This window comes from Neobacillus niacini, from assembly GCF_023715785.1.
GTDB lineage: Bacteria > Bacillota > Bacilli > Bacillales > Cytobacillaceae > Neobacillus > Neobacillus niacini_E.
Genome location: NZ_JAMBOX010000016.1, coordinates 63,894 through 89,458, shown reverse-complemented (window position 1 = coordinate 89,458; position 25,565 = coordinate 63,894). Strand labels below are relative to the sequence as shown.

The 25,565-nt window shown below is 40.3% G+C and carries 23 protein-coding genes; 3 read left to right on the top strand and 20 right to left on the bottom strand.

The features are described 5' to 3' along the window. From M3234_RS23045 to M3234_RS23005, 9 genes are all read right to left on the bottom strand, one after another. A complete protein-coding gene (locus M3234_RS23045; RefSeq protein WP_262306962.1) occupies window positions 1-882 on the bottom strand; it encodes an acetaldehyde dehydrogenase (acetylating) in 882 nt (293 codons plus the stop codon). A gap of 4 nt (window positions 883-886) precedes the next feature. After that, window positions 887-1,669, bottom strand: a complete 783-nt coding sequence (locus M3234_RS23040; RefSeq protein WP_262306961.1) for a 2-keto-4-pentenoate hydratase — start codon at window positions 1,667-1,669, stop codon at window positions 887-889. 25 nt (window positions 1,670-1,694) lie between these two features. Then, window positions 1,695-2,174, bottom strand: coding sequence for a flavin reductase family protein (locus tag M3234_RS23035; protein ID WP_262306960.1), 480 nt, complete (start codon window positions 2,172-2,174; stop codon window positions 1,695-1,697). A 36-nt stretch (window positions 2,175-2,210) separates the two neighbouring features. Continuing rightward, entirely contained in the window at window positions 2,211-3,164 is a 954-nt protein-coding gene (locus tag M3234_RS23030; RefSeq protein WP_262306959.1) for a VOC family protein, read from the bottom strand. Window positions 3,165-3,244: 80 nt separating this feature from the next. After that, entirely contained in the window at window positions 3,245-4,438 is a 1,194-nt protein-coding gene (locus M3234_RS23025; protein WP_262306958.1) for an acyl-CoA dehydrogenase family protein, read from the bottom strand. Between the two features lie 43 nt (window positions 4,439-4,481). After that, window positions 4,482-5,120 carry a GntR family transcriptional regulator gene (locus M3234_RS23020; protein ID WP_262306957.1) on the bottom strand — a complete coding sequence of 213 codons (639 nt, stop codon included), beginning with the start codon at window positions 5,118-5,120 and terminating at the stop codon, window positions 4,482-4,484. Window positions 5,121-5,223: 103 nt separating this feature from the next. Continuing rightward, window positions 5,224-6,069 carry an alpha/beta fold hydrolase gene (locus tag M3234_RS23015; RefSeq protein ID WP_262306956.1) on the bottom strand — a complete coding sequence of 282 codons (846 nt, stop codon included), beginning with the start codon at window positions 6,067-6,069 and terminating at the stop codon, window positions 5,224-5,226. A gap of 310 nt (window positions 6,070-6,379) precedes the next feature. Further along, on the bottom strand, window positions 6,380-7,573 hold the full coding sequence (locus tag M3234_RS23010) for an MFS transporter (RefSeq protein ID WP_262306955.1): 1,194 nt from the start codon (window positions 7,571-7,573) through the stop codon (window positions 6,380-6,382). A 518-nt stretch (window positions 7,574-8,091) separates the two neighbouring features. Next, window positions 8,092-8,808, bottom strand: a complete 717-nt coding sequence (locus M3234_RS23005) for an SDR family oxidoreductase (protein WP_262306954.1) — start codon at window positions 8,806-8,808, stop codon at window positions 8,092-8,094. A 347-nt stretch (window positions 8,809-9,155) separates the two neighbouring features. Here M3234_RS23005 and M3234_RS23000 point away from each other — a divergent pair, with 347 nt between their 5' ends. After that, complete coding sequence (locus M3234_RS23000) at window positions 9,156-10,202, top strand: NADH:flavin oxidoreductase (protein WP_262306992.1); 1,047 nt, start codon at window positions 9,156-9,158, stop codon at window positions 10,200-10,202. A 137-nt stretch (window positions 10,203-10,339) separates the two neighbouring features. On the opposite strand, the gene M3234_RS22995 is transcribed toward M3234_RS23000, so the two are convergent. The 9 genes from M3234_RS22995 to M3234_RS22955 all read right to left on the bottom strand — a co-directional run bounded on the left by M3234_RS22995 (window position 10,340) and on the right by M3234_RS22955 (window position 19,246). Further along, window positions 10,340-11,959, bottom strand: a complete 1,620-nt coding sequence (locus M3234_RS22995) for a class I adenylate-forming enzyme family protein (RefSeq protein ID WP_262306953.1) — start codon at window positions 11,957-11,959, stop codon at window positions 10,340-10,342. Window positions 11,960-11,985: 26 nt separating this feature from the next. Further along, on the bottom strand, window positions 11,986-12,720 hold the full coding sequence (locus M3234_RS22990; protein ID WP_262306952.1) for an ABC transporter ATP-binding protein: 735 nt from the start codon (window positions 12,718-12,720) through the stop codon (window positions 11,986-11,988). After that, complete coding sequence (locus M3234_RS22985; protein WP_262306951.1) at window positions 12,713-13,459, bottom strand: ABC transporter ATP-binding protein; 747 nt, start codon at window positions 13,457-13,459, stop codon at window positions 12,713-12,715. Before M3234_RS22985 ends, M3234_RS22990 begins: the two co-directional genes overlap by 8 nt. Further along, on the bottom strand, window positions 13,425-14,390 hold the full coding sequence (locus tag M3234_RS22980) for a branched-chain amino acid ABC transporter permease (protein ID WP_262306950.1): 966 nt from the start codon (window positions 14,388-14,390) through the stop codon (window positions 13,425-13,427). The genes M3234_RS22985 and M3234_RS22980 overlap by 35 nt, the downstream gene beginning before the upstream one ends. A gap of 17 nt (window positions 14,391-14,407) precedes the next feature. Then, window positions 14,408-15,262, bottom strand: a complete 855-nt coding sequence (locus M3234_RS22975) for a branched-chain amino acid ABC transporter permease (protein ID WP_262306949.1) — start codon at window positions 15,260-15,262, stop codon at window positions 14,408-14,410. A 61-nt stretch (window positions 15,263-15,323) separates the two neighbouring features. Further along, window positions 15,324-16,214: an isocitrate lyase/PEP mutase family protein gene (locus tag M3234_RS22970; protein WP_262306948.1), complete on the bottom strand. Its 891-nt coding sequence runs from the start codon at window positions 16,212-16,214 to the stop codon at window positions 15,324-15,326. Between the two features lie 17 nt (window positions 16,215-16,231). After that, entirely contained in the window at window positions 16,232-17,434 is a 1,203-nt protein-coding gene (locus M3234_RS22965) for an ABC transporter substrate-binding protein (RefSeq protein ID WP_262306947.1), read from the bottom strand. Between the two features lie 22 nt (window positions 17,435-17,456). Beyond that, a complete protein-coding gene (locus tag M3234_RS22960) occupies window positions 17,457-17,978 on the bottom strand; it encodes a 3-isopropylmalate dehydratase small subunit (RefSeq protein WP_262306946.1) in 522 nt (173 codons plus the stop codon). A gap of 17 nt (window positions 17,979-17,995) precedes the next feature. Continuing rightward, a complete protein-coding gene (locus M3234_RS22955) occupies window positions 17,996-19,246 on the bottom strand; it encodes a 3-isopropylmalate dehydratase large subunit (protein WP_262306945.1) in 1,251 nt (416 codons plus the stop codon). Window positions 19,247-19,715: 469 nt separating this feature from the next. Between M3234_RS22955 and M3234_RS22950 the strand changes: the two genes are divergently transcribed. Both M3234_RS22950 and M3234_RS22945 read left to right on the top strand, forming a co-directional pair. Continuing rightward, window positions 19,716-20,327, top strand: a complete 612-nt coding sequence (locus M3234_RS22950) for a TetR/AcrR family transcriptional regulator (RefSeq protein ID WP_262306944.1) — start codon at window positions 19,716-19,718, stop codon at window positions 20,325-20,327. Window positions 20,328-20,382: 55 nt separating this feature from the next. Next, window positions 20,383-21,336, top strand: coding sequence for a phosphoglycerate dehydrogenase (locus M3234_RS22945; RefSeq protein ID WP_262306943.1), 954 nt, complete (start codon window positions 20,383-20,385; stop codon window positions 21,334-21,336). Window positions 21,337-22,690: 1,354 nt separating this feature from the next. Here M3234_RS22945 and lhgO read toward each other — a convergent pair. Beyond that, a complete protein-coding gene (gene lhgO, locus M3234_RS22940) occupies window positions 22,691-23,908 on the bottom strand; it encodes an L-2-hydroxyglutarate oxidase (RefSeq protein WP_262306942.1) in 1,218 nt (405 codons plus the stop codon). Window positions 23,909-24,262: 354 nt separating this feature from the next. Continuing rightward, the gene (locus M3234_RS22935) at window positions 24,263-25,564 is read right to left on the bottom strand and encodes an MFS transporter (RefSeq protein WP_262306941.1); all 1,302 of its coding nucleotides are present in this window, start codon (window positions 25,562-25,564) and stop codon (window positions 24,263-24,265) included. Window position 25,565: the final 1 nt, after the last annotated feature.

Genomic DNA, 25,565 nt, shown 5'->3' with positions numbered 1-25,565 from the left:
TTACTTGATGGCTTCTGCTATGAGCTGCTTTGCCATTTCATTTCCTACTTTTGCTGCAGCCGCCGTCATGATATCCAAGTTCCCGGAATAAGGCGGGAAAAAGTCCCCGGCCCCTTCAACTTCAATAAAGACAGATATCTTCTTTCCATCAAAAATCGGCTTGCTGCGCAGGCGATAGCCAGGAACATAAGTTTGGACCTCTGCGGCCATTTTTTCAACAGATTCGATGATTTCCTGCTCCCTGCCTACTTCCTTTACCAGGGCATGGACCGTATCACGCATGATAATCGGAGGTTCGGCCGGATTTAAGATAATAATGGCCTTACCGATTTTTGCACCGCCCACCTCTTCAATGGCTTTTGCTGTTGTCCGGGTAAACTCATCAATGTTTGCCCGCGTCCCTGGTCCTGCGCTTTTGCTTGCTACGGTAGCAACAATTTCAGCATATTCCACTTGAACGACCCGGTTAATGGCATGGACAATGGGAATGGTGGCCTGCCCGCCGCATGTCACCATATTCACGTTTCCTTTATCAAGATGCTGAGTAAGATTGACTGGAGGCACCGTAAACGGTCCAATCGCGGCCGGTGTTAAATCTATCACCTTTTTCCCCAGAGCCGTTAATTTTTCACTATGCAGTTTGTGGGCTTTTGCCGTTGTAGCATCAAAGACAATATCCACAAGCTCCGGAGCTTCCAAAAGCCCATCAATACCGCTATCAATCGTATGATAGCCACGGCTTCGTGCCCGGCACAATCCTTCCGATTCTGGATCGATTCCAACCATGACACTCATTTCCAAATACTCGCACCGCTCAATTTTATACATTAAATCGGTCCCGATATTGCCGGAACCAATAATCCCTACTTTGCATTTCCCCATTTTCTCACCCGCTTTTTCCAAAGGATGCTGATACAGATCCTAAATGATCAAATTCTGCCGTAAATGTATCGCCAGCTTCAACTGCAATGGCTTTTGAAAGAGCCCCGGCTAGGATGAATTCGCCAGCACGAAGGGAGATGCCATAGCTGCCGATTTCATTTGCCAGCCAAGCTACCGCTAACGCAGGGTTGCCCATTACAGCTGCACTGGTGGCAGCATCCAGCAATTCACCATTTCGATAGACTTTCATGCCGATATCAGCAAGATCCACTTCCGTGATAGCAGCCGATTGTTTACCAAGAATCGCTCCTGCCGAAGAGCCATTGTCGGCCACAGTATCCTCAAATTTGATTTCCCAGTCCCTAATGCGACTGTCAATAATTTCGACTGCCGGTACAATATAATCAGTTGCTTCGATGACGTCATTCAAGGTGATGCCAGGTCCCTGTAGATCTTTTTTTAACACAAAGGCAATTTCAAACTCGACCTTAGGCTGAATAAATGGCTCAACGCTAATGATTTCATCTTCGTTATATACCATGTTATTAAGAATGTGACCGTAATCTGGCTGATTCACCTTCAGCATTTCTTGCATCGCTTTACTTGTAAGTCCGACCTTTTTCCCGACGATGACGGCACCATTTTCTACTTTGCGGCGAATTTGACATAGTTGAATTTGATAAGCATCCTCAACAGAAATTTCTTCTGCCGTGGATGTGAATGGTTCAATCGTCTTTTTCTCACTTTCTGCTTCCAGCAAGGCTGCAGCTGCTTTTTGAATATCCACGGAGGTTCCCCCTTTTTAAACTGCGCTAAACGGTTACCGTCTGCTCTTCTACCAATTTCCGGTAGCGGCCGCTGTAAAAAATAAGCGGATCACCGTCTTCCAGATGAATATCTGTTACTCGTCCGATAAACAATGTATGGTCACCCTCGATATACTCAGCCGATACTTCACAGGCGATTTGGGCAAGAGCCCCCGGCAATACGGGTTTTCCATCCAGACGCTCAAACGCGACTTCGCGGTGTTCCTTGATTTGGCCGGCGAAAATCATGGAAAGCTCTTTTTGGTGTGCTGCCAAAATATTCACGGAAAAGGAATTGCTTTGTTTTATTTTTTCAAGAATCCGCGCCTTTTCCCCAATGGATATGACCACTAACTTTGGGCTAAGTGAGACAGACATAAAGGCATTTGCTGTCATGCCGTGCACTTCACCATCTACATCTGTTGCAATAACCGTTACACCAGTTGCAAATTTCCCCATAGCGGTTCGAAATTGACTGTCATCCATCTTTCATACTCCTCTCTGCTGTAAAAATGTATATGATTAAGCTTCGATTGTCGGATTGTTCTCCGGCTTTGTATCCGTGTGGTCACCCCAGTAGGTAAAGCCGATGTCCATTTCATCAAGTGTCCACTCAATCGGCTCCCAGTCAGGTTCAAAAATTAAATAACCGTTTGTAAATAATTCAACGCGCAATCCGCTTCCCGGATCAACGACATAGATATACATTGCTTGAGAAATACCATGTTTTCCGGGCCCCTTAAAGGATAGCCCATTTTCTTTTAGAATATCTGCTGCTCTGAGGAGGTCCTGTGCATTGTCAAGCCAGTAGGCAACGTGATGGATTTGATGTGTAGTAGGTGAAAATGGATCATGGCTGACCGCGATGTCATGAACTAATGGTGTAACACTTAACCAGGCACCGAGATAAGACTCATCCGGAGCTTTTACATATTCGCGCATTTTAAAGCCTAACTTCTCCATTAGGAAATCAGACAGGACGTTAGCCTTCATGGATGTGAGAATATTGACATGGTCAATTCTTCTTGGAGAGACTCCTTTTGCCCATGATTTATAAACCTGGTTTTTTAATACCGATCGTTTAGAAGGTTCAGCCAATGTTTTTTCCATGTCATAGTAGAGTTCCATGCGATGCTCGCTCGGTAATTGAAAACGAATCGCCCTGCCCTGCCCGGCTTCGACACCTGCCTCGACCCAAGTTACTTCGGTTCCGGCTTCTGCTAACAACTGCGCAAATTTCTCAACATCCTCAGGGCGTTTTGTCCGCCAGGCGATATGATCTACATGAGCTTTGTCGCCAGCTTTGACTGACAAGGTATGATGTTCAAAATCACTATAAGCCCGTAAATAATGGGTACCATCGACCACTTCTGTTTCTTCCAAACCGATTACTTCCTTAAAAAACCAAAGCGACCTTTCGAGGTCCGTAGAGACTAAAGCAACGTGGCCTAATTTTGCGATTTCCGGTAAACTCATCAATAACGCCTCCTATTTTTAGAAAATTATATTTTTAGCGAATAATCAGAAAACTATTGTTAGAATTTGAGTTAGGCTTATTAGATAAAATAAGTATTCGGTTCCTGCCCGCACAAGATTCTTCCGTACGTCTCGATTAAGCTTGACGGAGTAATGAAACCATGTAAATGCATCGCTAAGAAGTCACGGTACACTAATTGGATTGGATTTTTATCATAGGCAAAGACGGAGCCAACGCCGGCCACAAGGAGATCAATGGCTTCCTTGCACAGCTGATTGACATAGCCAAAATCAGCTTTTACCTTTGCCGTTTCAGCTATATCCATTACTTGCCCTCGTTCTGCATAGGAGTCGATCTTATCAACCGCTCGGTATAGATGGAGCTCTGCAGAATCAATTTTTAGCTGGGCCTGGGCAACCTGTAAATGGGTAATCGGTGCTTCACTTTGCTTCGTATAGAAGGTATTTCCGATTCCAGCTTTCGGGAGCCTCTCCATATAAAGATCCATAACAGCCTGTGCCAGCCCCAATGCCGGGCCGACAATGGATAGAGTAAGAGATGGGACAAAGGCAGATTTGTAGAGTGCAACATCCTTAAGCGGTTCAATGAGATAGTGACCTTTGCTTGCAAGCCGGTCCAATGATACCCGATGCTCTGGAACAAAGACATTTTGGATTCTGCAACTGTTGCTTCCAGAACCTTTCAGGCCCATTACAAACCAGTCATCCAGGACCTCCAACTCCTCACGTGGAATGACCATGATCGCCATTTCGACACCACCATTATCATCAACCAGTGGGAAGCCAAAATAGCACCAGTCGGCATGAGGACTTCCGGAAACAAACGGCCATTGGGCTTCCTTGATAAAATAGCCGCCTTCCACCTTTTCAATGTCAATCCGTATTGGTTTAAAATTCCCTGCCAGCACAACATCTTTGCCGGTTTGATAGATTTCATTCAGCGCCTTTTCGCCAAACGTGTAGGAAATCATATAGTCTCGGATATTGCTCAGGCAAACAAACCAGCCTGCCGAGCCGTTACCGCGGGCAATTTCCGTGACAACCTCTGTAAAGGTTCGCATATTGGTTTGATAGCCGCCAAACATTCGTGGTCTTAATACCTTCATAAGGCCCTCTTTTTTCAATTCCTCTACAATCTCATCAGGAATTCTGCTATTTTTATCAATTTCCTGGCTGTACTCCCGGAGTTTCGGTATAATAGCCCGAGCTCTATCCACCAATACATTTTTTGTTTCAAGCACACTTTGTTCCATTACCATACCCCCGTATTTTAGTGTGAAACGAGTTAAACACAATCTAGTTTACATCTACACCTTCGAATTTTTCAGCAACAAGCTGGGATACCCTGCGCATATGCTTTTCCATCATCTGTTTTGCCATTTTACTATCTTTTTCTTTTAAACTATAAAAGATCGTCCAGTGGTCTGCTTGTGATTGTCTTCTCCGTTCACGGGTGAATAAGTCGTCCGGATTCCCTACAAAATTCAGGTAATCCCATAGCTGTTTGGCTAACGCAAACGTGTAGGTCAACTTGGATGCTAGATAAATGGTCCGGTGAAATTCAATATTAAGGCTGGAATATTCATCTGCTGTTAGCTCCAGATTATCCATAGCCTTAAGGACAGTCTCCATATGCTGAAAATCTTCTTCAGTTAAATGTAACGCAGCCTGCTCGGTCATCAATGCATCAAGATTGGCACAAACCAATAAACGCTCGATTACTTCATGAGGATCCGGCCTTTTTACATAGACTCCCACCTGGGGAATGATGACCAAAAACCCCTCCTGCTCAAGCTTTGATAATGCTTTATGAATAGGCGTTCTGCTGATTTGCAACGTTTCGGCCAGTTCATTCACATTAATGGCTGACTCAGGCTCCCATTTACCCTCAATAATTTGTCTCTTAATATAACGATAAGCTTTGTCTATTTTCATTTTTCGAACACCTTCTGCCCCTATGAATTTCCAATACTCTGTTAATATTATAAAATAGGATTAGCGGTGAAAGAAAAATAAAAAGATAAAATAATATGGCTATTTAAAACTCACCGCTGAAAAAATCAATTGTTAGTTTCACAAATCTATCTTTCTGCTCTACCTGTGCCCAGTGGCCGCAGCGTTTAAAGATATGCAGCTGTGCATTTGGAAGATAATTCATAGCATATAGACTGCTTTCAAGCGGAACAAAGCGATCTTCATGTCCATGAATCAACAGCATCGGATGTTCCATTCTTTCCAAGGCTGTAGGCGGAACCAGCATATCCGACAAATGCGATTTCGAGAAGTTCTCTTCATAGGATTTACGGACTTCCGGCTTCAAAAACAGCTCCAGCCTCTCAGCAACAATGGCTTCCAACTCATCTGCAAGAATGGACGGATCATATAAAAACCAGCTTAATAAATTTTTGAAAGCAATGGGGTCAGGATTTTTATGGAAATTAGCCAGTTTTGCCAGTTCCGGAGTCGGTTCCTTTAACCCGCCGCCAGCGCCCATTAAGACGATACGGCTAAATCGTTCTGGGGCGTACATGAGAAGGTGCTGCGAAATAACACCTCCCAGCGAATTTCCCACAAGATGTGACTTATTGATTTTCAGCGCATCCATTAAATCCAACACCTGCTTTACCCTAAGGTTCATCCACTCCACGCCATTTTTCGGATATTCCTCAGGATGGTCAGTATCGGCAAAACCTAAAATATCCGGAGCCACTACATGGAATTTCTCTGCATAATGCGGTAATATGTGCTGCCAGTTTGATTTCCCACTGACTCCCGGACCGCTTCCATGAAGGAAGATGATTGATTCTTTTGATTTGTCACCACCTTCGAGAATATAGGTCTGATAGTCTCCAGTTCGAATTTTTCTTCCTTCAATTAAACTCATATTCCATTTACCTCACTTTGCATAAAATATTTTTCGCAATAATCTCTTCCCTTAACTAAAATTTCAGTTATGGGTTAACAAGCTGAAAATAGTGGTATTTTTAGATAAAAAAGCGCTTTTTTTCCTAACTATAATTTTACCTGTGTTGTCTCTTGTTTGTCAATAAATTCTAAATATTTATTCAATTATTACTTTTATCGTTTTATTAAGGCCAGTAACAACGGTGTTACCAGCTTCCTGCACAGCGGTTGTGCAAATTTTTAAAAAATAAAAAGCTAAAATGAAGGAATCATTTTAGCCTTTTAGCTTGTCATTGACCAATTGTAACCTCGACATCTCTTTTCGGCACTCTAATAATCAAGGCCCAAACGAGCGCCAACCCGATTAAGCCGATCGCGCTTACAGCTAACGGGAATCTGCCAATTCCCTGGTTAAACAATGTTTGGATCAACTGGAAGGCAAAAGGACCTAAAATCCCGCCCAAACCTTGACCGACTACAACTAACCCTACATTTGGAGGAGCTCCTGCCGGGGTTAGCTCCGAAACTTTAGCAAAAACCCCTGGCAGGCCAATCCCCATCGCAAAGCCACCAATAATACTTCCAACATAGATCATGATTAAAGTTGGCGAGAAGTAGCAGAACGCCATACCCAGCCCTGTCACCATGATTGCTCCAGGCAAGTAGTAGTTTGGTATTTTATGTTTAATTTTTCCAAATAGAAAACCTGCGAAGAAGGTTCCAGTTGTAAAAATAGAGATAGCCATACCTGCTTCCGTTGCGGTTCCCAATTTATCCCCCTGAATGACAACAGAGATATTCGTTACGTATCCAAAGATAAGCGCAGAGTAAATGACCTGGCCGAGGCATACCCAATAGATGGCTTTTGGTAATTTCACCTTATTGCCGGACCCAGATGCCTCTGGGACCACTTTCTTTTCGGGTTCCGGCAGATATAGAAACGTAATAGCCAGGATAAAGAGTGGGAACAAATAGCTTAGGAACCCGTAGTGCCAGCCAAATGAATCTGCCAGAATTCCTCCGCCCAATTGGAAGAAAATCGCGCCGATACAAGCAACCGTCGATGTTCCAAATCCAATCAAGAAATCCCTTTCTCTTCCATCGAAGAAATCGGTAATGATGTCAACGGAAAGCGGAATGGTAATCCCGGCACCCAGTCCCAAAATACCTCTCATCGCAATAATCAGCGGGAGGCTATCGATAAAGGCAGGTAGGACCCCACCGATGACGAAAAGGCTTAAACCAGTAAATAGCAATGTTCTCTTTTTGAAGATCTTGGTGAGTTTTCCATAAAAGAGTGCTGGAAAAATTTGCATTAGCCCTGGAAAGGTTGCAACCAGCATGACAATGGTGGGATCATATTGAGGATAGGCTTTAATAATGTCTGCCATGATGGAACCAGCTACCCCCGCAGCGACATCTTGGAACGCTAGTATCACTACTAGGAACTTAAGGAAATTTCGGCTAATGGCTCTTTTTGCCAAATGTAATCCCTCCCGATAATTTTAAATTTCCATCAAAAAAATCATAAAAATAAGGAGATAGCACTAAAAATGAATCCTTGGTGAGTAAGATGCAATTCCATTCCTGTTTGCTGCTTTTATTGGCCCTTAAAAGCAGCTGGACTAAAATTTTAGTTATCGGTTAACTAGAATTTTAGTTTATTCAATTTTTAGTTATTTCTTACTAAAATAAGGTAAAAAAAGCGCTTTCTTTTACTAACTGTAATTCTACAGTCAGCAACATCACTTGTCAATATATTCTAAATATTTTTTATTTTGCGTTTAATTGGCGAATTCCGATTAAAATTTATAATAAGACAAAAAAAATACGTTACATCACTGCACGTATTTTTTCTTAGTTTTATATTGGTAAAATTTTACCCTTCATTTATAGATCATGTGCGGCCTACTATTAAGTCAAAATATTGCTTTTTCACTGAATTCAAAAAAGTCCCCTTTTGAGGAGACTTAAAATCTATATAGCCAGTCCTTGTAGTTACCTACACCAAACGAGTGCCGCCATCAGCATAAACAACTGTACCAGTTGCGATTGTGTTTTTCGCTAGGTACAGGTACGATTGGGCAACTTCTTCAGCAGTTGGCACACGACCAATCGGTAACTTGCTGGCTACTGCCGCAAACATCCCCTGACGTTGTTCCTCCGGCATTCCTGCAAAAAGCGGAGTGTCTACTAAACCAGGAGAGACTACATTTACTCTTGTCGGGGCAAGTTCTAGTGAAAGTCCACGGACTAACCCTTCCACCGCTGAGTTAATCGCAGCCAAAGTTGTTGCACCGACTGATGGGCGGACTGCAAATACGCCAGACGTTAAGGTAATAGAACCTCCCTTTTTTAAGTAAGGAATAGCAGCGTGAACAGTTAAGTATTGTCCCCAGAATTTCCCTTCGAAAGCTTCTTTTACACTTTGAACCGGCAATTCACTAAATAAACCCATAGGGGCATCTCCAGCAGTAACTACTAAATGGTCAAATTCTCTAATTTGTTCAAAAACAGCTTTTACATTCGCTTCATTCCTGAAATCAAGTTGATACCCTTCCACATTGTCCCCTAATGATTGTTTTGCTGAAGAAAGCTTTTCAACAGAACGGCTGGCAATAATGACATGAGCAGATTCCTCCAGAAACGCCTTTGCCGTTGCTAAACCTATTCCAGATGTGCCACCTACAACCACTACACGTTTTCCGACTAATGACATAATTTTAATATCCTCCTCAAGGAAAAATGACTAATCAACACGGCCATAGCAATTCTATTCCCTAATTTAAATCTTTATGCTAATAAATACCTACAAAAAAGTGTGAATTCCTGCTTTTTACATGCATCATGAAAATTCTATTCATCTACCTATCACTTATATTTTTATAATAGTAAAAATGATAGGACTTATCAGTTTATATTTGTATCGTGGAATAATAGAATATAAGGTAGCAGGATAAAACGAATGAATGGAAGGAAGTGCTTGCCTTGAATCAAAAGTTCGCAGGTCATACTTTGTTACAATCTGTACCGTTTGGAAATAAAGTGTTAGCAAGCCGATTAGTGATGGCCCCCATGACAAGAATGTTTTCGCCAAATGGTGTCCCAGGGGAAAATGTTGCACAATATTACCGCAAACGGGCAGAGAATGGAATTGGGCTCATCATTACGGAAGGGACAGCGATTAACCACCCAGCTGCAGTCATGAGCCCCGATATTCCTCGTTTTTATGGAGAGGACGCCTTAAACGGCTGGGCAAATGTAGTGAATGAAGTCCACCAAGCAGGCGGAAAAATCATTCCACAATTATGGCATGTCGGAGCGGCTCGAAAAGCAGGCAGTGAACCAAATATTGATGCACCTCCCGTGAGTCCATCTGGATATACGTTAAGAGGCGCCAGAAATGAGAAAATAAAGGCTTTAACGAGAGAAGAAGTCACGGAAATGATTCATACATATGCCGAAGCTGCAGCAAATGCGAAGCGCATCGGCTTTGACGGAATTGAATTGCATGGAGCGCATGGATATTTAATTGATCAATTTTTCTGGGAAGTAACGAACAAGCGTAATGATCAGTATGGCGGGGATTTAGGAGAGCGAACCAAATTCGCGGCAGATATTGTTCGTGCTTGCCGGAAAGAAGTCGGGCCAGATTTTCCAATTGTCTTTCGATTTTCACAATGGAAAGGAACCGATTATCAAGCTAAATTAGCTAAGAACTCTACTGAGCTTGAACAATTGCTCACTCCTTTAGTTGAAGCTGGCGTCGATATTTTCCACTGCTCGACAAGACGAATATGGGAACCTGAATTTAAAGAGGAAGATTCATCCTTGAATTTAGCCGGCTGGACGAAACGAATTACTAAGAAGCCAACGATTGCAGTCGGTTCTGTTGGAATTAATCGCGCCTATCTGAGCAATCAGGATAATGATAATGTAACAATTGAAGATAATCTGAGAATTATAGATGGAAAAATTAACGCAGGCGAATTCGATTATGTAGCAGTCGGCCGTGCAGTGCTAGCTGATTCAGAATGGGCAGTAAAACTTAAAAATGGCAACCTTGATCAAGTATTGCATTATACGAAGGAAGCCGAGAAATACCTAATATAATTTCCTTTGATTATCCAGAAGTATTAAGATGGGATTATCCTGTAAAAAGGATAATCCCTCGTTTTACAAGAAGTTTCTCACCGAAGTTACATTAGAGCCTCTTCCATTTCTTTTTAATTTTGTAAGAAAGGAATTACCTATTGATTGATAATCGAATGAGATCTCCTTAAAGTATCTTTCAAGACCTTTCCTCCAGCATTCCGGGGAAGCTGCTCCAGAAACTCTATAAACTTGGGAATTTTATATTTTGCTAGTTTAGCTTTACAAAATTCCCTAATCTCATCCTCTGTTGTTGATTCACCTGGTTTTAATACGATGGCAGCCTTTATCTGTTCGCCATATGTTTCATCCGCGACTGCAAAGACAGTGGCTTCCAACACTTTAGGGAATGAGTACAAAACATTTTCTACTTCAATGCTGTATATCTTTTCTCCGCCTCGATTAATCATATCCTTGATTCTGTCAACAATATACACGTAGCCTTCCTCATCCATTTTTGCTAGGTCACCAGTATTAAGCCATCCATCATCACTTATAGCCTCGTTGGTTGCCTTCTGATTTTCCCAATAGCCCATCATTACTTTGGGTCCTCTTACAGCCAACTCTCCTATTTGGTTCAGTTGAAGGGACATTCCCTGTCCATCCACAATTCTACATTCTACCAATGGGACAGGCAGGCCAATCGATTCAGGCTTTCGTAATGCATCCTCATCTGGTAGTAGAGTATCCAATCCATGTCCTTCCGTTAACCCATAACCATTGTGAATTTTAGCTTGGGGTATTTTTTTTCTAAGCAATTTGATTAAGGAAACTGGGGCTGGAGCTCCTCCATAAAGTAATGCCCGGACCTGAATAAAGTCATCTGGATTAAATTCAGGAGATGATAGGATAAACCAGTACATTGTCGGAACCCCTACCAGAACGGTTGGTTTAAATCTCTTAACCATTTCAATTGCTACGTCTGTCTTAAAGGTTCTCATGATATAAGTCGGTATTCCCCTATAAATGGCCCCCAAGAACTGCAGCATACCTGTAATATGGAATATAGGAACAGCTAATAATGTGCTATCTTCCTGTTGGAGTTTAAAAGTACTAGCAAAATTCATTCCTGTAGCGATTAAACCTCGATGCGTAAGAATGGCTCCTTTGGGGGTTCCAGTGGTGCCAGAGGTATATAAAATAGAGCAAGCCTGGGTCTCGACCACTGGGGAAAACACACGTTCATCCTGATTTGGCTTGAGAAGAGTATCAAAATTTAACACTCCCCGTTCATTAGGGGTCTTTCCTGAAACAATGATACTTTGAATGGATGGTATTTGATTCTTGATGTCGTCCATGATCGGCCAAAATTCCTCATCCATAATTAAAATCATGGATTTTGAATTCTCTATTTCATGGGCTATTTCATAACCTGTTAATCGAGTATTTAACGGTACCGAAATTGCACCTATTTGTGCCAGTGCAAAAAAGCAAATGGGGAAATCAAGTCCATTGCCTAATAATAAGGCAACTCTGTCACCTGGATTTACCCCAAAACGATTCATTAAATGAGAGGCAACCCGATCGACTCTCTCACCAACCTGTGCAAAGGTCAATTGTTGGTCACCATAAATCAACCCTATCCGTTCGGGAAAGCGATTAACTGTGTTCCAAAGCATTTCCGCGACGCTCGTAGGCCGATTGATGAAAACAGGTATTTGATCCTTATCTCTTTCAATCTGAAATTCCTCTGTTAAATGATCAAGCCAATATGACATGTTCTTTTTCCTCCATAAAAAATTTCTTATGCTTTTAATCCCATGTACTTGGCACTCAACTCTTCAATGGTTACTGAACCTGTATCACCAGTCCAAATAAATTGCCCCTTCTGCATGACACTCAATTGATCCGCGATTCTTAAGGCATATCCTATTTCTTGGTCACAAAGTAAAATCCCCATATCATGATCGGCGTGATCTAGCAGTTTTTTAATACTCTCATACACTTCCATACGCAATTTAGGAGATAACCCCATTCCTGGTTCGTCTAATAACAATAATGAAGGCTTGCTCATCATCGCCCTGGCAATGGCAAGCATTTGTTGTTCCCCGCCACTGAGCATCCCCGCTTGTTTATTCAATCTTGTTTCCAGTATTGGAAATAGATTAAGAAGGTACTCTAATTGGCTGGTTTTGTTTTTAATGCCTAAAACCCCGATACTTAAATTTTCCTTCACTGTTAAATCACCAAATATCGCTCGTCCTTGGGGAACATGCGCAATACCCGCCTTAAACCGGTTGGTCTTAGGTGTAAAAGAAACATTGTTAAATTTTAATGAGCCAGTATATTGTGCGATTCCATAAATTCCTCTAATCAAAGAGGTCTTTCCAGCCCCGTTTGCACCAACAACAGCATAAACTTCTCCCTTTGGAAGTTGAAAAGAGACATTTTTTACAGCCTGAAGCTTTCCGTAAAAAACAGAGAGTTCAGTAACATCTAATAAATTATCTACCTTTTCATTTGTTTGTGTTTTATACATTACTCTCACCGATCCAAGCTTGGATTACTTCCTTTCTCTTAAAAACTTCTTCTGGACTTCCACTGCACAATAACTCGCCACTTTGCAATACCACCACATTCTGGCAAAGGGTGGACACGAAATTCACATCATGCTCTACAACTAACAAACTGAAATTTAATTCCTGTTGTTTCTTTAAAATCATTTCAATCATTCTATTTTTCTCAAAGTCATTTAAACCTGCTGCCGGTTCATCCAAAATTAATACACTCGGCCGTTGTATAAGGGCGCATAGAAATTCTACAATTTTCTGCTGCCCATATGACAAATCACTGACAATATCATGGAGGTTTATACTTTCATGTTCTAGTAGCGTTAGGGCTTCTTGTTTAACTTCCTTTTCCAGCTTAAACACATTTTTTAATTTGGACTCAAATGATTGATGTGCGGCTATATAAAAGTTTTCCAAAACAGTTAATTCATTAAATAACCCAAGGTTTTGAAAAGTCCTGATTATTTTATACTTTGGCAAATCCTGTGGATTTTCTTTATTTAGCAACTTATTTGAAAAGGTTACTTCCCCTTGATAGCGTTTTTCAAACTGAGTGATACAGTTAATGACAGATGTTTTTCCTGCACCATTAGGCCCGACTAATCCCACCCGATCGCCCTCGGATAACGAAAAGGAGACATCATTTAATATCGATACGCCGCCAATATTTAACCTAATTTGTTTCACTTGCAACTGGTTTGCTTTCATTTATTGCTACTCTCCTCCTTTTTACCAATAATGATAGAATGCCAACTAGCCCTGAAGGGAACAGCAATAAAGTAACACCCATTCCGATTCCTAATCCAAGCTGCTGCCACTGGGCAAGCCCTATTACATTAAATAACGCAGGAATCATAACAACAAAAGCCGAACCTAAAAGGGAACCGGTAATACTTCCCCTTCCACCTACAATGGCCATGATAAGAAAATTGACACTAATCATAACCTGGAAAAGTTCTGGTGTAATGTAGCCAACGACTACTCCGTATAAACTTCCGGAAATCGAAGTTAAAATCGCGCTTAGTACGAAAGCAACCACCTTATACTTAACTACATGTATTCCCCTTGCCACAGCACCATGCTCAGACAATCGGGTAGCATGAAAAGCACGGCCAATAAACGAGTTCGCAATTAACGAAGAGACGAAACCAATGATGGATGTAATGACAATGATAATGGCAACTTCTAAACTGCTGCCGTTTTCCTGTTCCACTAACGGAAAAACTGATAATCCCCCAGTTCCCCCTGTGATATCCATCCCTTTTGTAACCTGGAGCAATAAAAGCGGTAATATTAATGTACCGACTGCCAAATAAATATCTTTTACACGGATTGTCAAGAATCCCACAATGAAGGCGATAATCCCAGACAAAACAGCGCCAGCAATAATAGATATGACACTATTGATTTGTAAACTTTGCAGAACGGCAAAAACATACGCTCCAATACCGAAAAATGCCGCATTCCCAAGAGAAATTTGCTCCGTATATCCTGTTAAAAAATTCATTCCAATGGAGGCAAGAGAATAAACCGCCATTAACCCAAGCAAATAACGGAAATAAGGAGGTAGAAAAAATGAAGCTAACAGTCCCAATCCTAGTAAGCAAATCCAACTTATAATTTGTCTTTTTACCGACATATCCGTTAAAACCTCCTTTATACCCGTTTTTCTTGAATGGATGAAAATAGCCCTTCAGGTTTCATGACTAAAACGATTAGGACAATGACAATTGGGATGATTTCCCGTGAGATGCTTCCGAACAAACCGCCTGTTACACTTTGTACGACACCCAATAATATACAACCAAAATAGATTCCCTTAGGATTATTTAAACCTCCAAGGACTGCGCCAATTAAGGCAACCATAAAAGGCGTACCCATTAAGTTATGGGTGAGAAGTAACTTTGGAGCAGCAATTAATCCCGTAATTCCTCCAATTAGACCAGATAGGATAGCCGTAATCATCACAATCTTTCCAACTGAGATCCCGATTGACATGGCATGTGACTGATTACTTTTAATAGCACGTATCCCTACACCCCATGAGGATTTCATGACAAAATAATGAAGCAAAAATGCTATTAATACGGTAAATATAAAAATGACAGCATCCCAAGAGCTGATAATCCCTAAATTCATTTCGGGCAACGGTGCCTTTGGAAAAGGATGATCTTGTGTGCTTAATCCAACGGTTAATATTGGAAAAATAATATACATTGACGCTGTACCAATAGTTGAGATAATCGGACCATGCTTTAATAGCGGAATGACCAAGACTCTTGTAATGAGAACGGTAAATATAATGGTTAATACAATAATTTCAATCGCAGTCACCAGATAAGATGTATGAAACCATTCCATTGTTATGATTCCAACATACATAGAGAAAGTAATGGTCTCACCGATAGCGAAATTCACAACGCCAGTAGTCATAAACAATGTACTAATGGCAAAACCTATTAAGGCATAAATGGAACCATATATAAGACCATCTAAAATTAGCTGCAGCATATTATTTGCCGTCCCCCCTTTATATGAGCCCCAGAAGATAAATCAACTGGGGCTAATTCCACTAGCGTCCAAATACCTTCTTCTCATCTGGAAGGTACTTTTGTTCCTGTTCAGAGATCAAAGGCATTCCAAGAAATTGAACCATTTGGATATGATTGGTCTGTTCTACCGGCATATTTCTCATCGTCTTGTTTGCGGCAATATGTTTTACAGCACTGGTTGCTGCCGCATGAGCAGCATTTACTGTCGCTAAAGCAAAATGAGCAATTTTCGGGCCTATATATTCGATTTCCTCAAATGTCAATTGTTCTAACCAGCCAACAATCACGAGTGACACTGGCGATTCGACACTCTTTACAAATTCCCTTAATTGTTCCTTTGTCTTAAAGGCTTTAGAGATCGGCTGGACAAGATCTGCACCTGCATCGCGATATAATTTTGCTCGCTTAATTGCTTCCTCCGGGTTTGTAGCATCCGTTCTGGCAATAATGACAGTATCCTTTTTTAATCTTCCTTCTGCTGCAGCCCTGATTTTTCCGACTGCTTCCTCAATTGGCAAGATATTATTCAATTCATCCACACAGATCGGGCATCTTTTTGGACTGACTTGATCCTCGATAATCACGCCTGCAGCACCCGCCCGTTCAAACTCTTGGACCGACCTTATCACACTGACAGCATTACCATAACCTGTATCAATGTCAGCAATAACCGGTTTGTTTACGACAGCACAGGCGTTATGAACCACATAAATATTATCTGACCTGGTATAAAGCTCGGCATCAGGCAATCCAAGTTGATGTGCTGAAATGGCAAATCCACTCGTTAAAATCCCATCAATATGTTCCGTTTGGTCGGCAATTTTTGCCATTAGGGCATCGCCTGCCCCAATCGTAGTGAAAATTGAAGTTTCCCTTAGTTTTTTCCTTAATTTCTGCCCTGTTGCAGACATTTTAGCATCCCCCCTTTTTATATTCCTTCCGGTACGAATAGACCGTCTTTCAAGATAACAATAGATTGAGTGGTTTGCCCACGTCTTGAATTATCACCCTCATCTAATGTCCCAAATGAGATCGGATCCCCAATTTTTTGGTCGAAATTCTTGATTTTTTCTGCTTCTTTTAGAACGGCCTCCGGTGTAAGGTCCCCATCCACATTTTTTAATGCTTCTATGAATACTAAGGCAGCAGAAGTACCCATTAATGAATTGCTTGATGGATTGGCTAATTTATATTTATCATGCAAATCGCGTACCCACTTCATGTTATCAGCCGTGATAGGATAATAACTGCTGCAGCTAATAATTCCTTCACCATTTTTACCTACTAATTTAATCCACTCAGGACTATTCAATCCAGATGGTCCCAAAATAGCTGGCTTGAAATTCTCTTCCGCTGCTGAATTAACGAAGGCAGCTGCCTGGCTGCCTAATGCATATAAAATAACCGCATCAGGTTTTGCCTCTTTAATTCTGTGAAGCTGTGTAGACATTTCACTTGCTTTCGGTTCAAATGATTCAACTTTGACAAATTCCATACCATAGGATTTTATTTTTTCTTCGGAGAATTTGAATGCCGGCTCTCCCCAACTGTCGTTTTGGTAAACGAAGGCAATTCTTTTCGCCTTAAGCTTTTCAACTGCATATTCCACCAAGGTTGGTCCTTCTACAGATTGTGGAGCGGGCAGGGCAAATAAAGATTTTTGTGGAGGCTTTGAAATAGCATCAGAAATACTTAAAGCTCCAATTACCGGAAAGTTCTTAGGATTCAGAAATTTTGCTGCAGATTTTAATCCTTCTGTCCCTAGGCTTCCAACAATGGCAACCGCTTTTTCATTGTCAACTAAATATCTTGTGTTAGCTAAATGTTTGGCAGGATCATAGGCATCGTCCATCGGTACAAACTTAATTGGCCGGCCGTTAATGCCTCCATCATCATTAGTTTGATTGATGATTCCTTGAATCCCCTCGGATACTTCCTTTCCCATATACCCCAACGTGCCTGATAGCGGAAGTGAAGCACCAATGACAATAGGATCTTTTTTAGAATCTACAGACTGATTGGACCCTTTTGATGAAGAAGCAGCTGGATTTTTATCCGCGCAGCCTGCTAAAGCTGTCATAATAAATAATAAGCAGGCAAAAAATAAATACTTTGTAGATTTTTTCATCATCCTTTTACCTCCAATGTTTGGTTTATGATTTTGATTCGGATAACCTATTAGCCCTTAGGTAATTGAGAATTCCGCCGTGCTTAACCAAATCCTTTGTTTTCTGAGGAATGGGAAGACACCTTAAAGAAACACCGCTATTTTCATTATTAATTCTTTCTTGTTCCCAATCCAAAGTGAGTACATCCCATCTAGCCACGTAATTTAAGATGTCAGGACACTCAATTAAAGGAAACCCGTTGGAAGTCTCTCCACGATAAAAGCCCGGCGCAAAAGATTCTGCGATTACTGCGCTAATTCCCAAGGCCCTTAAAGCAATAAAGGCTGGATAATGAGGATGACCATATCCAAAGTTTTCTCCACCAATGATCAGATCACCCGGTTGTACTTTGTTGATAAAACTAGAATCATAGTCTTTCATACAAACAGATTTTAAGACCTCTACATCTTTTATTTTTATATTGGAAACTCCCACAATTAAATCAATATCAAAGTTTGGTTCGGGAAATATCCAGGCTACCCTACCTTTTATAACCGGAAGCATCATGTTCCTCCTTCCTGATTTCAGAAAAATTCCCTTGGATCTGTGATTTTTCCATAAATGGCTGATGCTGCGATGGTGTAGGCGCTGGCAGTATAAATATTTGCTTTTGTACTGCCCATTCTTCCGGGAATATTAAGAGTTCCCGTTGATAAAGCCGATTCGCCATCAGCTAAAGCACCTAAACGACCGACACAAAAGTCACAACTTGGAAAGCTAACCAAGGCACCCGCTTCAATTAATTGAGCTGTAATGCCCATTTCTGAAATCTTTGCTTGAATTTCTGTAGAGGTAGGCACCGCATTTAATCGAAATCCATCTATTACTTTTCTGCCTCTTAAAATAGAAGCAGCCTGCTCAAAATCTTTCACTCTACCACTTGCACATGAACCTATATAACCAGAGTGGATAGGAGTTCCCAATACATCGGTGATTGAAACCGTATTGGCAGGCGATGGCGGAACAACAATAACTGGCTCCACTTCAGTGAGGTTAAGATGAATGATTTTTTCATAATGTGCATCAGGATCGGGACCAACTTCTTCATATCCATCAAGTCTTCTTTCTTTGAAGAAGCTGTAAACCCTTTCATCTGTTTCCATTATAGAGGAGACGCCTCCAAGGAACATGGCTTGGTTACATAGAGTCATCCGTTCATCAAGATCCAGGGATTTTAGTCCTTTTCCTCCATATTCAATTATGCAAGCTCTTGCACCAGCCGGTCCGATCTGGCGAACAATTGTGTGAAAAACGTCTCTTGCAGTGACTCCTGGTGAGAGACTCCCTTCAAGTTCAATTCGTACCGTACCAGGAACAACCAAGGATACTTGTTCAGTGGCAATGGCTTCAATCATACTGTTTCTAATACCGATACCCAGACTGCCCAAGGCACCGACGGTACTAATATGGCCATCAAAATGAACAATGAAATGATTCGGACGTGCATATCCCATTTCCATAATGACCTGATGACCAATCCCCTTCCCCTCTACTAGTTTGATTCCATTTTCTCTTGCAAACCGCCTTGTTCCTTGATGCAATTCCTGCTCTTTTGCAGAAGAGGCCGGAACAAAATGATCAATAAAAAAAATATACTTTTCTCTGTTGGTCACTCTTTTAATACCTAATTCTCTTAACTGTTCTTCATATTTGTCGATATATCCTGGATAATCATAGGCTGTAATAATATCAGGTGAAAACAGCGCTTCATCTCCGGCACTAACGGAACGACCAAGGTTTTTTGATAGGATCTTTTCAACAATTGTCTTTCCCATACATTTCTCCTTTCCCTCTAATAAAAAATCATGCGATGGACTTCTATGTATGAATAATCTCCGCTGTTTTATTGAATCCGGTCATTGACTCGATTCAATTAATAACCCAAGTATATCCCCGTACTATTTATCAGTCAATGCAGAAAATTTTATATTTTTAGAATTGAGTGTTTCATTATTATAATAATATAAATATATAAAATGCAGATTTTTTCGGAAGAGAAGTGATGTAACTATAAATACCTGTTTCCGGAAAATATTTTACTTTTGTAAAATATAAATATTTTTAACATTTTAATTGACTCGGGTCATTGACCTTGGTTGATTAAATTTACACCTTCATGTAAAATCATTGGTAAGTCACTTAAATTACTAAAATTAGGATGCCGCCTATTAATCTATATACGTTCAAGTCGGCGTTCTACGTTCGTAGGTAAATAAAAATTAAAATGGGGAATGGGGGAAAAAAATGTCCAAAAAATTGAATTCTCGTCAATTGAAAGCGCTTGAAACAAAAAAAGCTATTTTTGAATCTGCTCTAAAACTCTTTAAGGAAAAAGGGTTCGAAAATGTATTAATCGAAGATATCACTACCAGCGCAGGAACTTCAAAAGGATCATTTTATACTTATTTTAAATCCAAGGATGAAGTTTTTATTGAGTACTATAAAAGTGTGGATGTATTATATGAAAATTTCCTTGAGGAAATTAAGGGCAGCCCATCCCCTGAGGAAAAGTTAATCTATGTTTTAACAAAAGGGATCAAGCATTTAGAACAGTTAGGTCCTGAAATACTAACCATTGTTCTCTTAAATCAACTATCCCATAATGAAAAAACACCATTTGTCATGAATGAAAATAGAACCATTAATAAAATTGTGAAGGAAATAGTGGAGGAAGGCCTAGCAAATAATACTTTTCGACAGGACTTAAGCTCCGATGAATTGACATTTCTAATCCTACAGTATTATAAAGGTATTTATCTTGATTGGTGCTTACTAAAAGGTGGATTTAATTTTGCAGAAGTGGGTGAATCAGGATTGCGATGTTTAATAGCTGGGATGACGGTTTCTACCAAATAAGAAATTGATACAACTAATTGGGCATTTTCCATATTATAAATTGGAGTGAACCGTAATGTATAAAATCATTTCTACCTCCCCCACTTTTGGGAAATATTCAAAGGAACCACTTGATTTACTAAGGAATAACCATTGTGAAATCATTTTTTTGTCAAACCAAAATCCCGGTTTTGCAACTGAATTCAAAGAAGAACTAAGAAATGCGCATGGATTAATTGTCGGTTTTGAACATATAACTGATGAGGTCCTTTCCCATGCTCCAAATTTGAAGGTCATTGCAAAGCATGGTGCAGGTGTTGATAATATTGACATTATTGCTGCACAAAAAAAAGGAATAGTAGTTGCAAATGCCCCAGGAGCAAACCGTCACGCAGTAGCTGATTTTGTTTTCGGACTCATGATTTCAATTTCTCGCAAGATTGATCAATCTAGTAAATTAGTAAAGAGCGGAAACTGGCAAAGTATAATCGGAAACGATATTTACGGTAAAACCCTCGGAGTAATTGGAACCGGGAAAATTGGAAAAGAAGTGATTCGGAGAGCAGCAGGGTTTAACATGAAAATCCTTGCCTTTGATCTCTATCCAGACCACACCTTAGAGGAATTAAATATAGCCAAGTATGTCTCTTTTAAAGAAATCTTAGAATCCTCTGACATTATTACAATCCATACAGATTTAAGTAATAAAACCGCATCTCTGATTGGAAAAAATGAATTTGCACAAATGAAAAAAGGGGCATTTTTAATCAATACAGCACGGGGCGGCATTGTAGATGAAAATGCCCTGTTTGATGCGCTTTATTCTCATAAAATCAAAGGAGCTGCCCTGGACGTATTTCAATCGGAACCTTTAGGAAAAAATAGACTGTTAGAGTTAGACAATTTCATTGCCACTCCACACATCGCCGGATATTCGGAAGAAGCATTAGTCGAGGTTGGTTTTATTACAGCCAGGAACATTATCAATGTCCTGTCGGGTTCTGAAGCAGAATGCGAGGTGAAAATATAATTATTATTTATAAATGAAATAGGACGGAAGCTTTTGCTGACGTTCTATTTTGGCATGAAATTGACGGTATCATTTGTCCTGGATCTGACGGAAATATTGACCGATAGAAAGGGGAAGCCCGTTACTCCCTTTAGCTTCCCCGTCAACTAAATACGTACTGTATCTAATTTAATACCTTCATTCCCTATTGCTTCATTTTTGTCGTAAACTCTTAGATAGGCAAACCCACTGCCCCTTTTGCCATACTGTTTCATACGTAAAAATCATTATATATAATGTTTACCAGTCTATCTCCGGCACATCTTCTTTTGAACTAAATCCTCCAAGGGGTAATTGATACAAAAAAAACCATATAACACTATAATTGTATGGCGAACATTATTTTTCACCCTCCATGCCCTCCGTCATTTTTTTCTAGGCCGCAAGATAATGGCTACTTGCAGACCCAAAAGAACTGTCCCCAGGTTTCCAATCAAAATTCAACTAAATGTAACCTGATAGTTAAAAACATGAAAACTAATTATGCACAATGACTATTCATGGTGTGAAAAATATTAATTTCCCTGTTATTGACCGACATGATCAAGGTAATAGTTTACTAAGTTTTACAGCTTTGGTTGTCACGGAATAAAAAGAAAAGAATTAGTTAGGTAGAGTGCTTGGGGCTCTTATTCAATCAAGTATCTTTGTAATTGGTCTTTATACGATATTTCAGTACATAGAAGGAAAATTCAAAGTGCTTAACGAGCCGCTTAAAAAAGTGGAAGGAAAACATACTTTTCAAGGAACAAAAACTGAAAATAAGCTAGAAGCAGTAAATAGACATATTGACGCTTACGGTAATGAAAGCGACCCAAGGAAATAGGCGTTCCATCAAAATCAAGGATGAGACATATTTAATTGATTCCCTTCTATAAACCATAAGTCTTAATTGTTAAATACTGCCTACCCTTATTTATCGAAACTGTTATTTCAGCTTAGCGTTGACATCTATATAGCAAATCCGCACTGTAATGGAACTTATCAGGACAGTATTCTTGACAATTGTGGACTGGCAATACCGTCAACTTTCGGTCGCTTTAGGCTGGCAAAAACATATTGGATTTTAGAGGATTAGGAACTGGCACTACCTACTAAATACCAATATGTTTAAGAGGACGGTATCGTATCGTTTTTGATTGATGGATGCCCATAACCGAATGTGAGGAAGGGTCGACTAAAGTCGGGTGGGCCTGTGGACCTCCCGACCGTGTAGAATTATTTACAAAATTAAAGAGTGAACACGCAGCCAAATGTCCAGTCTAACAATATACGATCTTTAAAGGGGAGGCAAATGATATTGCCTTTTAAAGGGTTATATAATACGTGCTGTTTCTATTAATTTTGTCTGTTTAGGAATTCGCCTAACTACTTCTTTGCCAATTTCGATTGATGCTGTTGCCGCAGGCGATGGTGCATTACAAACATGGATGGAACGTTTTCCTTCAATAATATAAAAGTCGTCTACCATATTTCCATCATACTTCAATGCTTGGGCGCGGACGCCTGCAGGCGCAGGGATTAAATCATCTTTCTTTATCTCCGGAATTAGTTCCTGGAGACTCTTTGTAAATTGTTTTTTGCTAAACGAACGGACATATTCCTCCATTCCCTCTTTCAAATACTTTCCTGCAAGCTTCCAGAAGCCGCTATAACTTAAAACCTCCGAAAGATCTTTCACATTGAAATCTGTTTTTTTGTAGCCTTCCCGCTTAAAGCTTAATACAGCATTTGGACCCGCATCTACTTCTCCATCAATCATCCGGGTAAAATGAACACCCAAAAAAGGAAAATTAGGATTTGGCACAGGGTAGATTAGGTTTTTTACTAAATACTGTTTTTCCGGTTTTAATTTATAATATTCTCCACGAAATGGGATGATTTTCATGTCTGTTTGGTAGCCAGTCACAGCTGCGATACGGTCACTATGTAACCCGGCACAGTTGATAATCATATTTGCCTTGATGGTCCCACGGTTGGTTTCAATGGTCACATGGTCTGCTTTTTCATGTATTTTTTCTACCTTAGTATTTAATTGAATTTCTCCGCCATTTACTTTAATAATTTCAGCAAATTTTTCACTTACTTGACGGTAATTGACAATCCCAGCCATAGGAACACGGACCGCTCCAAAACCATTTACATGTGGTTCAATCTCCTTTAATTCCTCTTTTCCAATTCTTTGTACACTTAAACCATTGTCCAAACCGCGTCTATATAAATTTTCTAGCAACGGAATTTCTTCCTCTTTTGTGGCTACGATCACTTTCCCGCATATATCGTATTCAATGCCATGCACCTGGCAGAATTCTCTCATGGACTGACTTCCGTGTCTGGCAAAACGTGCTTTATAACTCCCAGGTTTATAATAGATCCCTGAATGTATGACCCCGCTATTATGACCTGTTTGATGCTGGGCAACAGCTGCTTCCTTCTCAATAACAACCACTTTTGCATTTGGAAACCGTTGATAAATAGCCATACCAGTTGAAAGCCCTACAATTCCTCCGCCGATTATCGCAAAATCATACATACTGGAATCCCCTCATTTAAGTCCTATTTATCTAAAATGTAAATAGCCTAAGACATCATCATTATCTTTTAACAATTTAATTAACAAAAAGATCTATTTGTTCAGAAACCTCTTCTGTATCTTTCCATGATAATAGCCCACAGGACGCGGGCCAAACCTTTTTCGATGCTGTAAAAAAATAGGAGAGCTATTTAAGTGCAGAATCCTTGGCTTTGAGCGAAAAAATATCCCCAGCTTCAGAAGAGGCCAAAGGACAAAATTCCGGTTTCTACTTTGAATTAACCATATGTATAATCTATAGAATATTGTTTACAATCCAAAATAATTTTGATCAAGAGTTAATCCATAAAGTTTCTAACTCACATGATTAAGTTCCTTAGAAATTACTTGTTTATTATCCTTTAATTCTTGTAGATAAACAGGAATATAGGCAATGGCTCCTAGTAATCCAGTGCCAACAAGGAAGAGAAACCCGCTTGTAAAGGAACCTGTTGCATCTACAATAAAGCCGATAACTAACGGGACAATGGCAGCCCAAATATATCCTACTCCGTTAAATACTCCACCAGCTGTAGCGATATTCCAACTATTCGCCACCCTCTGCAGTGCAGAATGTCCTACAAATGCACCAATGTACACGATTCCTGTGGCTAAAGAGAGCAGCGTAATGATGAGGGTACTATTTTGAAATAATGTGACTACATACATTAAAATAGAGGCTATAGTAAGAACCGCAATTAATATCCAATTTCGATTTTTTAAACGGTCTGCCAGCGGACTTACCGTCAGCATAAGAATAACGCTGCAGATCCAGGGTAATGCTGACAAGAAGCTACTTTTGACAAAACTAATTTCTAATTCTTTTGTTAGATAAGTTGGAAGCCACGCAATGAGGCCCCAGATAAACCCATTGCCAAGACAGTTGCCAACAACTAAAAACCAGTAATCATGGCGTTTCCAAACAGAAGGTTTATTTTCAGCCTGTGCATCGCTTTTTTCCTCTAATCCTTCCCCAATATGCTGTAATTCCCATTTGCTTATGGATGGATGGTCAGAAGGTTTATCATACACATAGCGATAAATGAGGACAATCGGAATAATCAAGCCGAGAATCCCAAAAACAAAGAAATTAGCCTGCCAGCCTAGAGAAGCTGTCATTTGTCCTAATAATGGAAGGGTAATGACAGGAGCTAACGTAAGCCCAACCAGCCAGATTGCGTTAGCGAAGTTTCTTTCTGAAGACGGAAACCAGCGCATGATCAGTCGGTCTGTCGTCGGAGTAAGCGGGGATTCAGCAAATCCTAAAATTGCACGAAAAACAAGCATAAGGATAAACGCAGAAGTAAATCCCATAAAAATCATAATGACAGCCCAGGAAATACAGGAGAAAATAAGGATAACCCTGGCCCCTAGCTTATCTGAAATTGCTCCAGTAACAAAGTTAGCCAAACCATATGGAAGTAGAAAAAACGTCATTAACAACCCTTGGGCAGCGAAATCACCCGTAATGCCCAAGGCATCGGTAAAAGGCTTGTCTGCTAAAAGGATGGTAATATTGGACCTGTCGACATAGGCAACTAAATACAAGATAAATAGAGTAAAAGCAATTCCGTATCTTTTTTTGGTTTGTGCTGCTACTGAAACTGATTGTGGCATC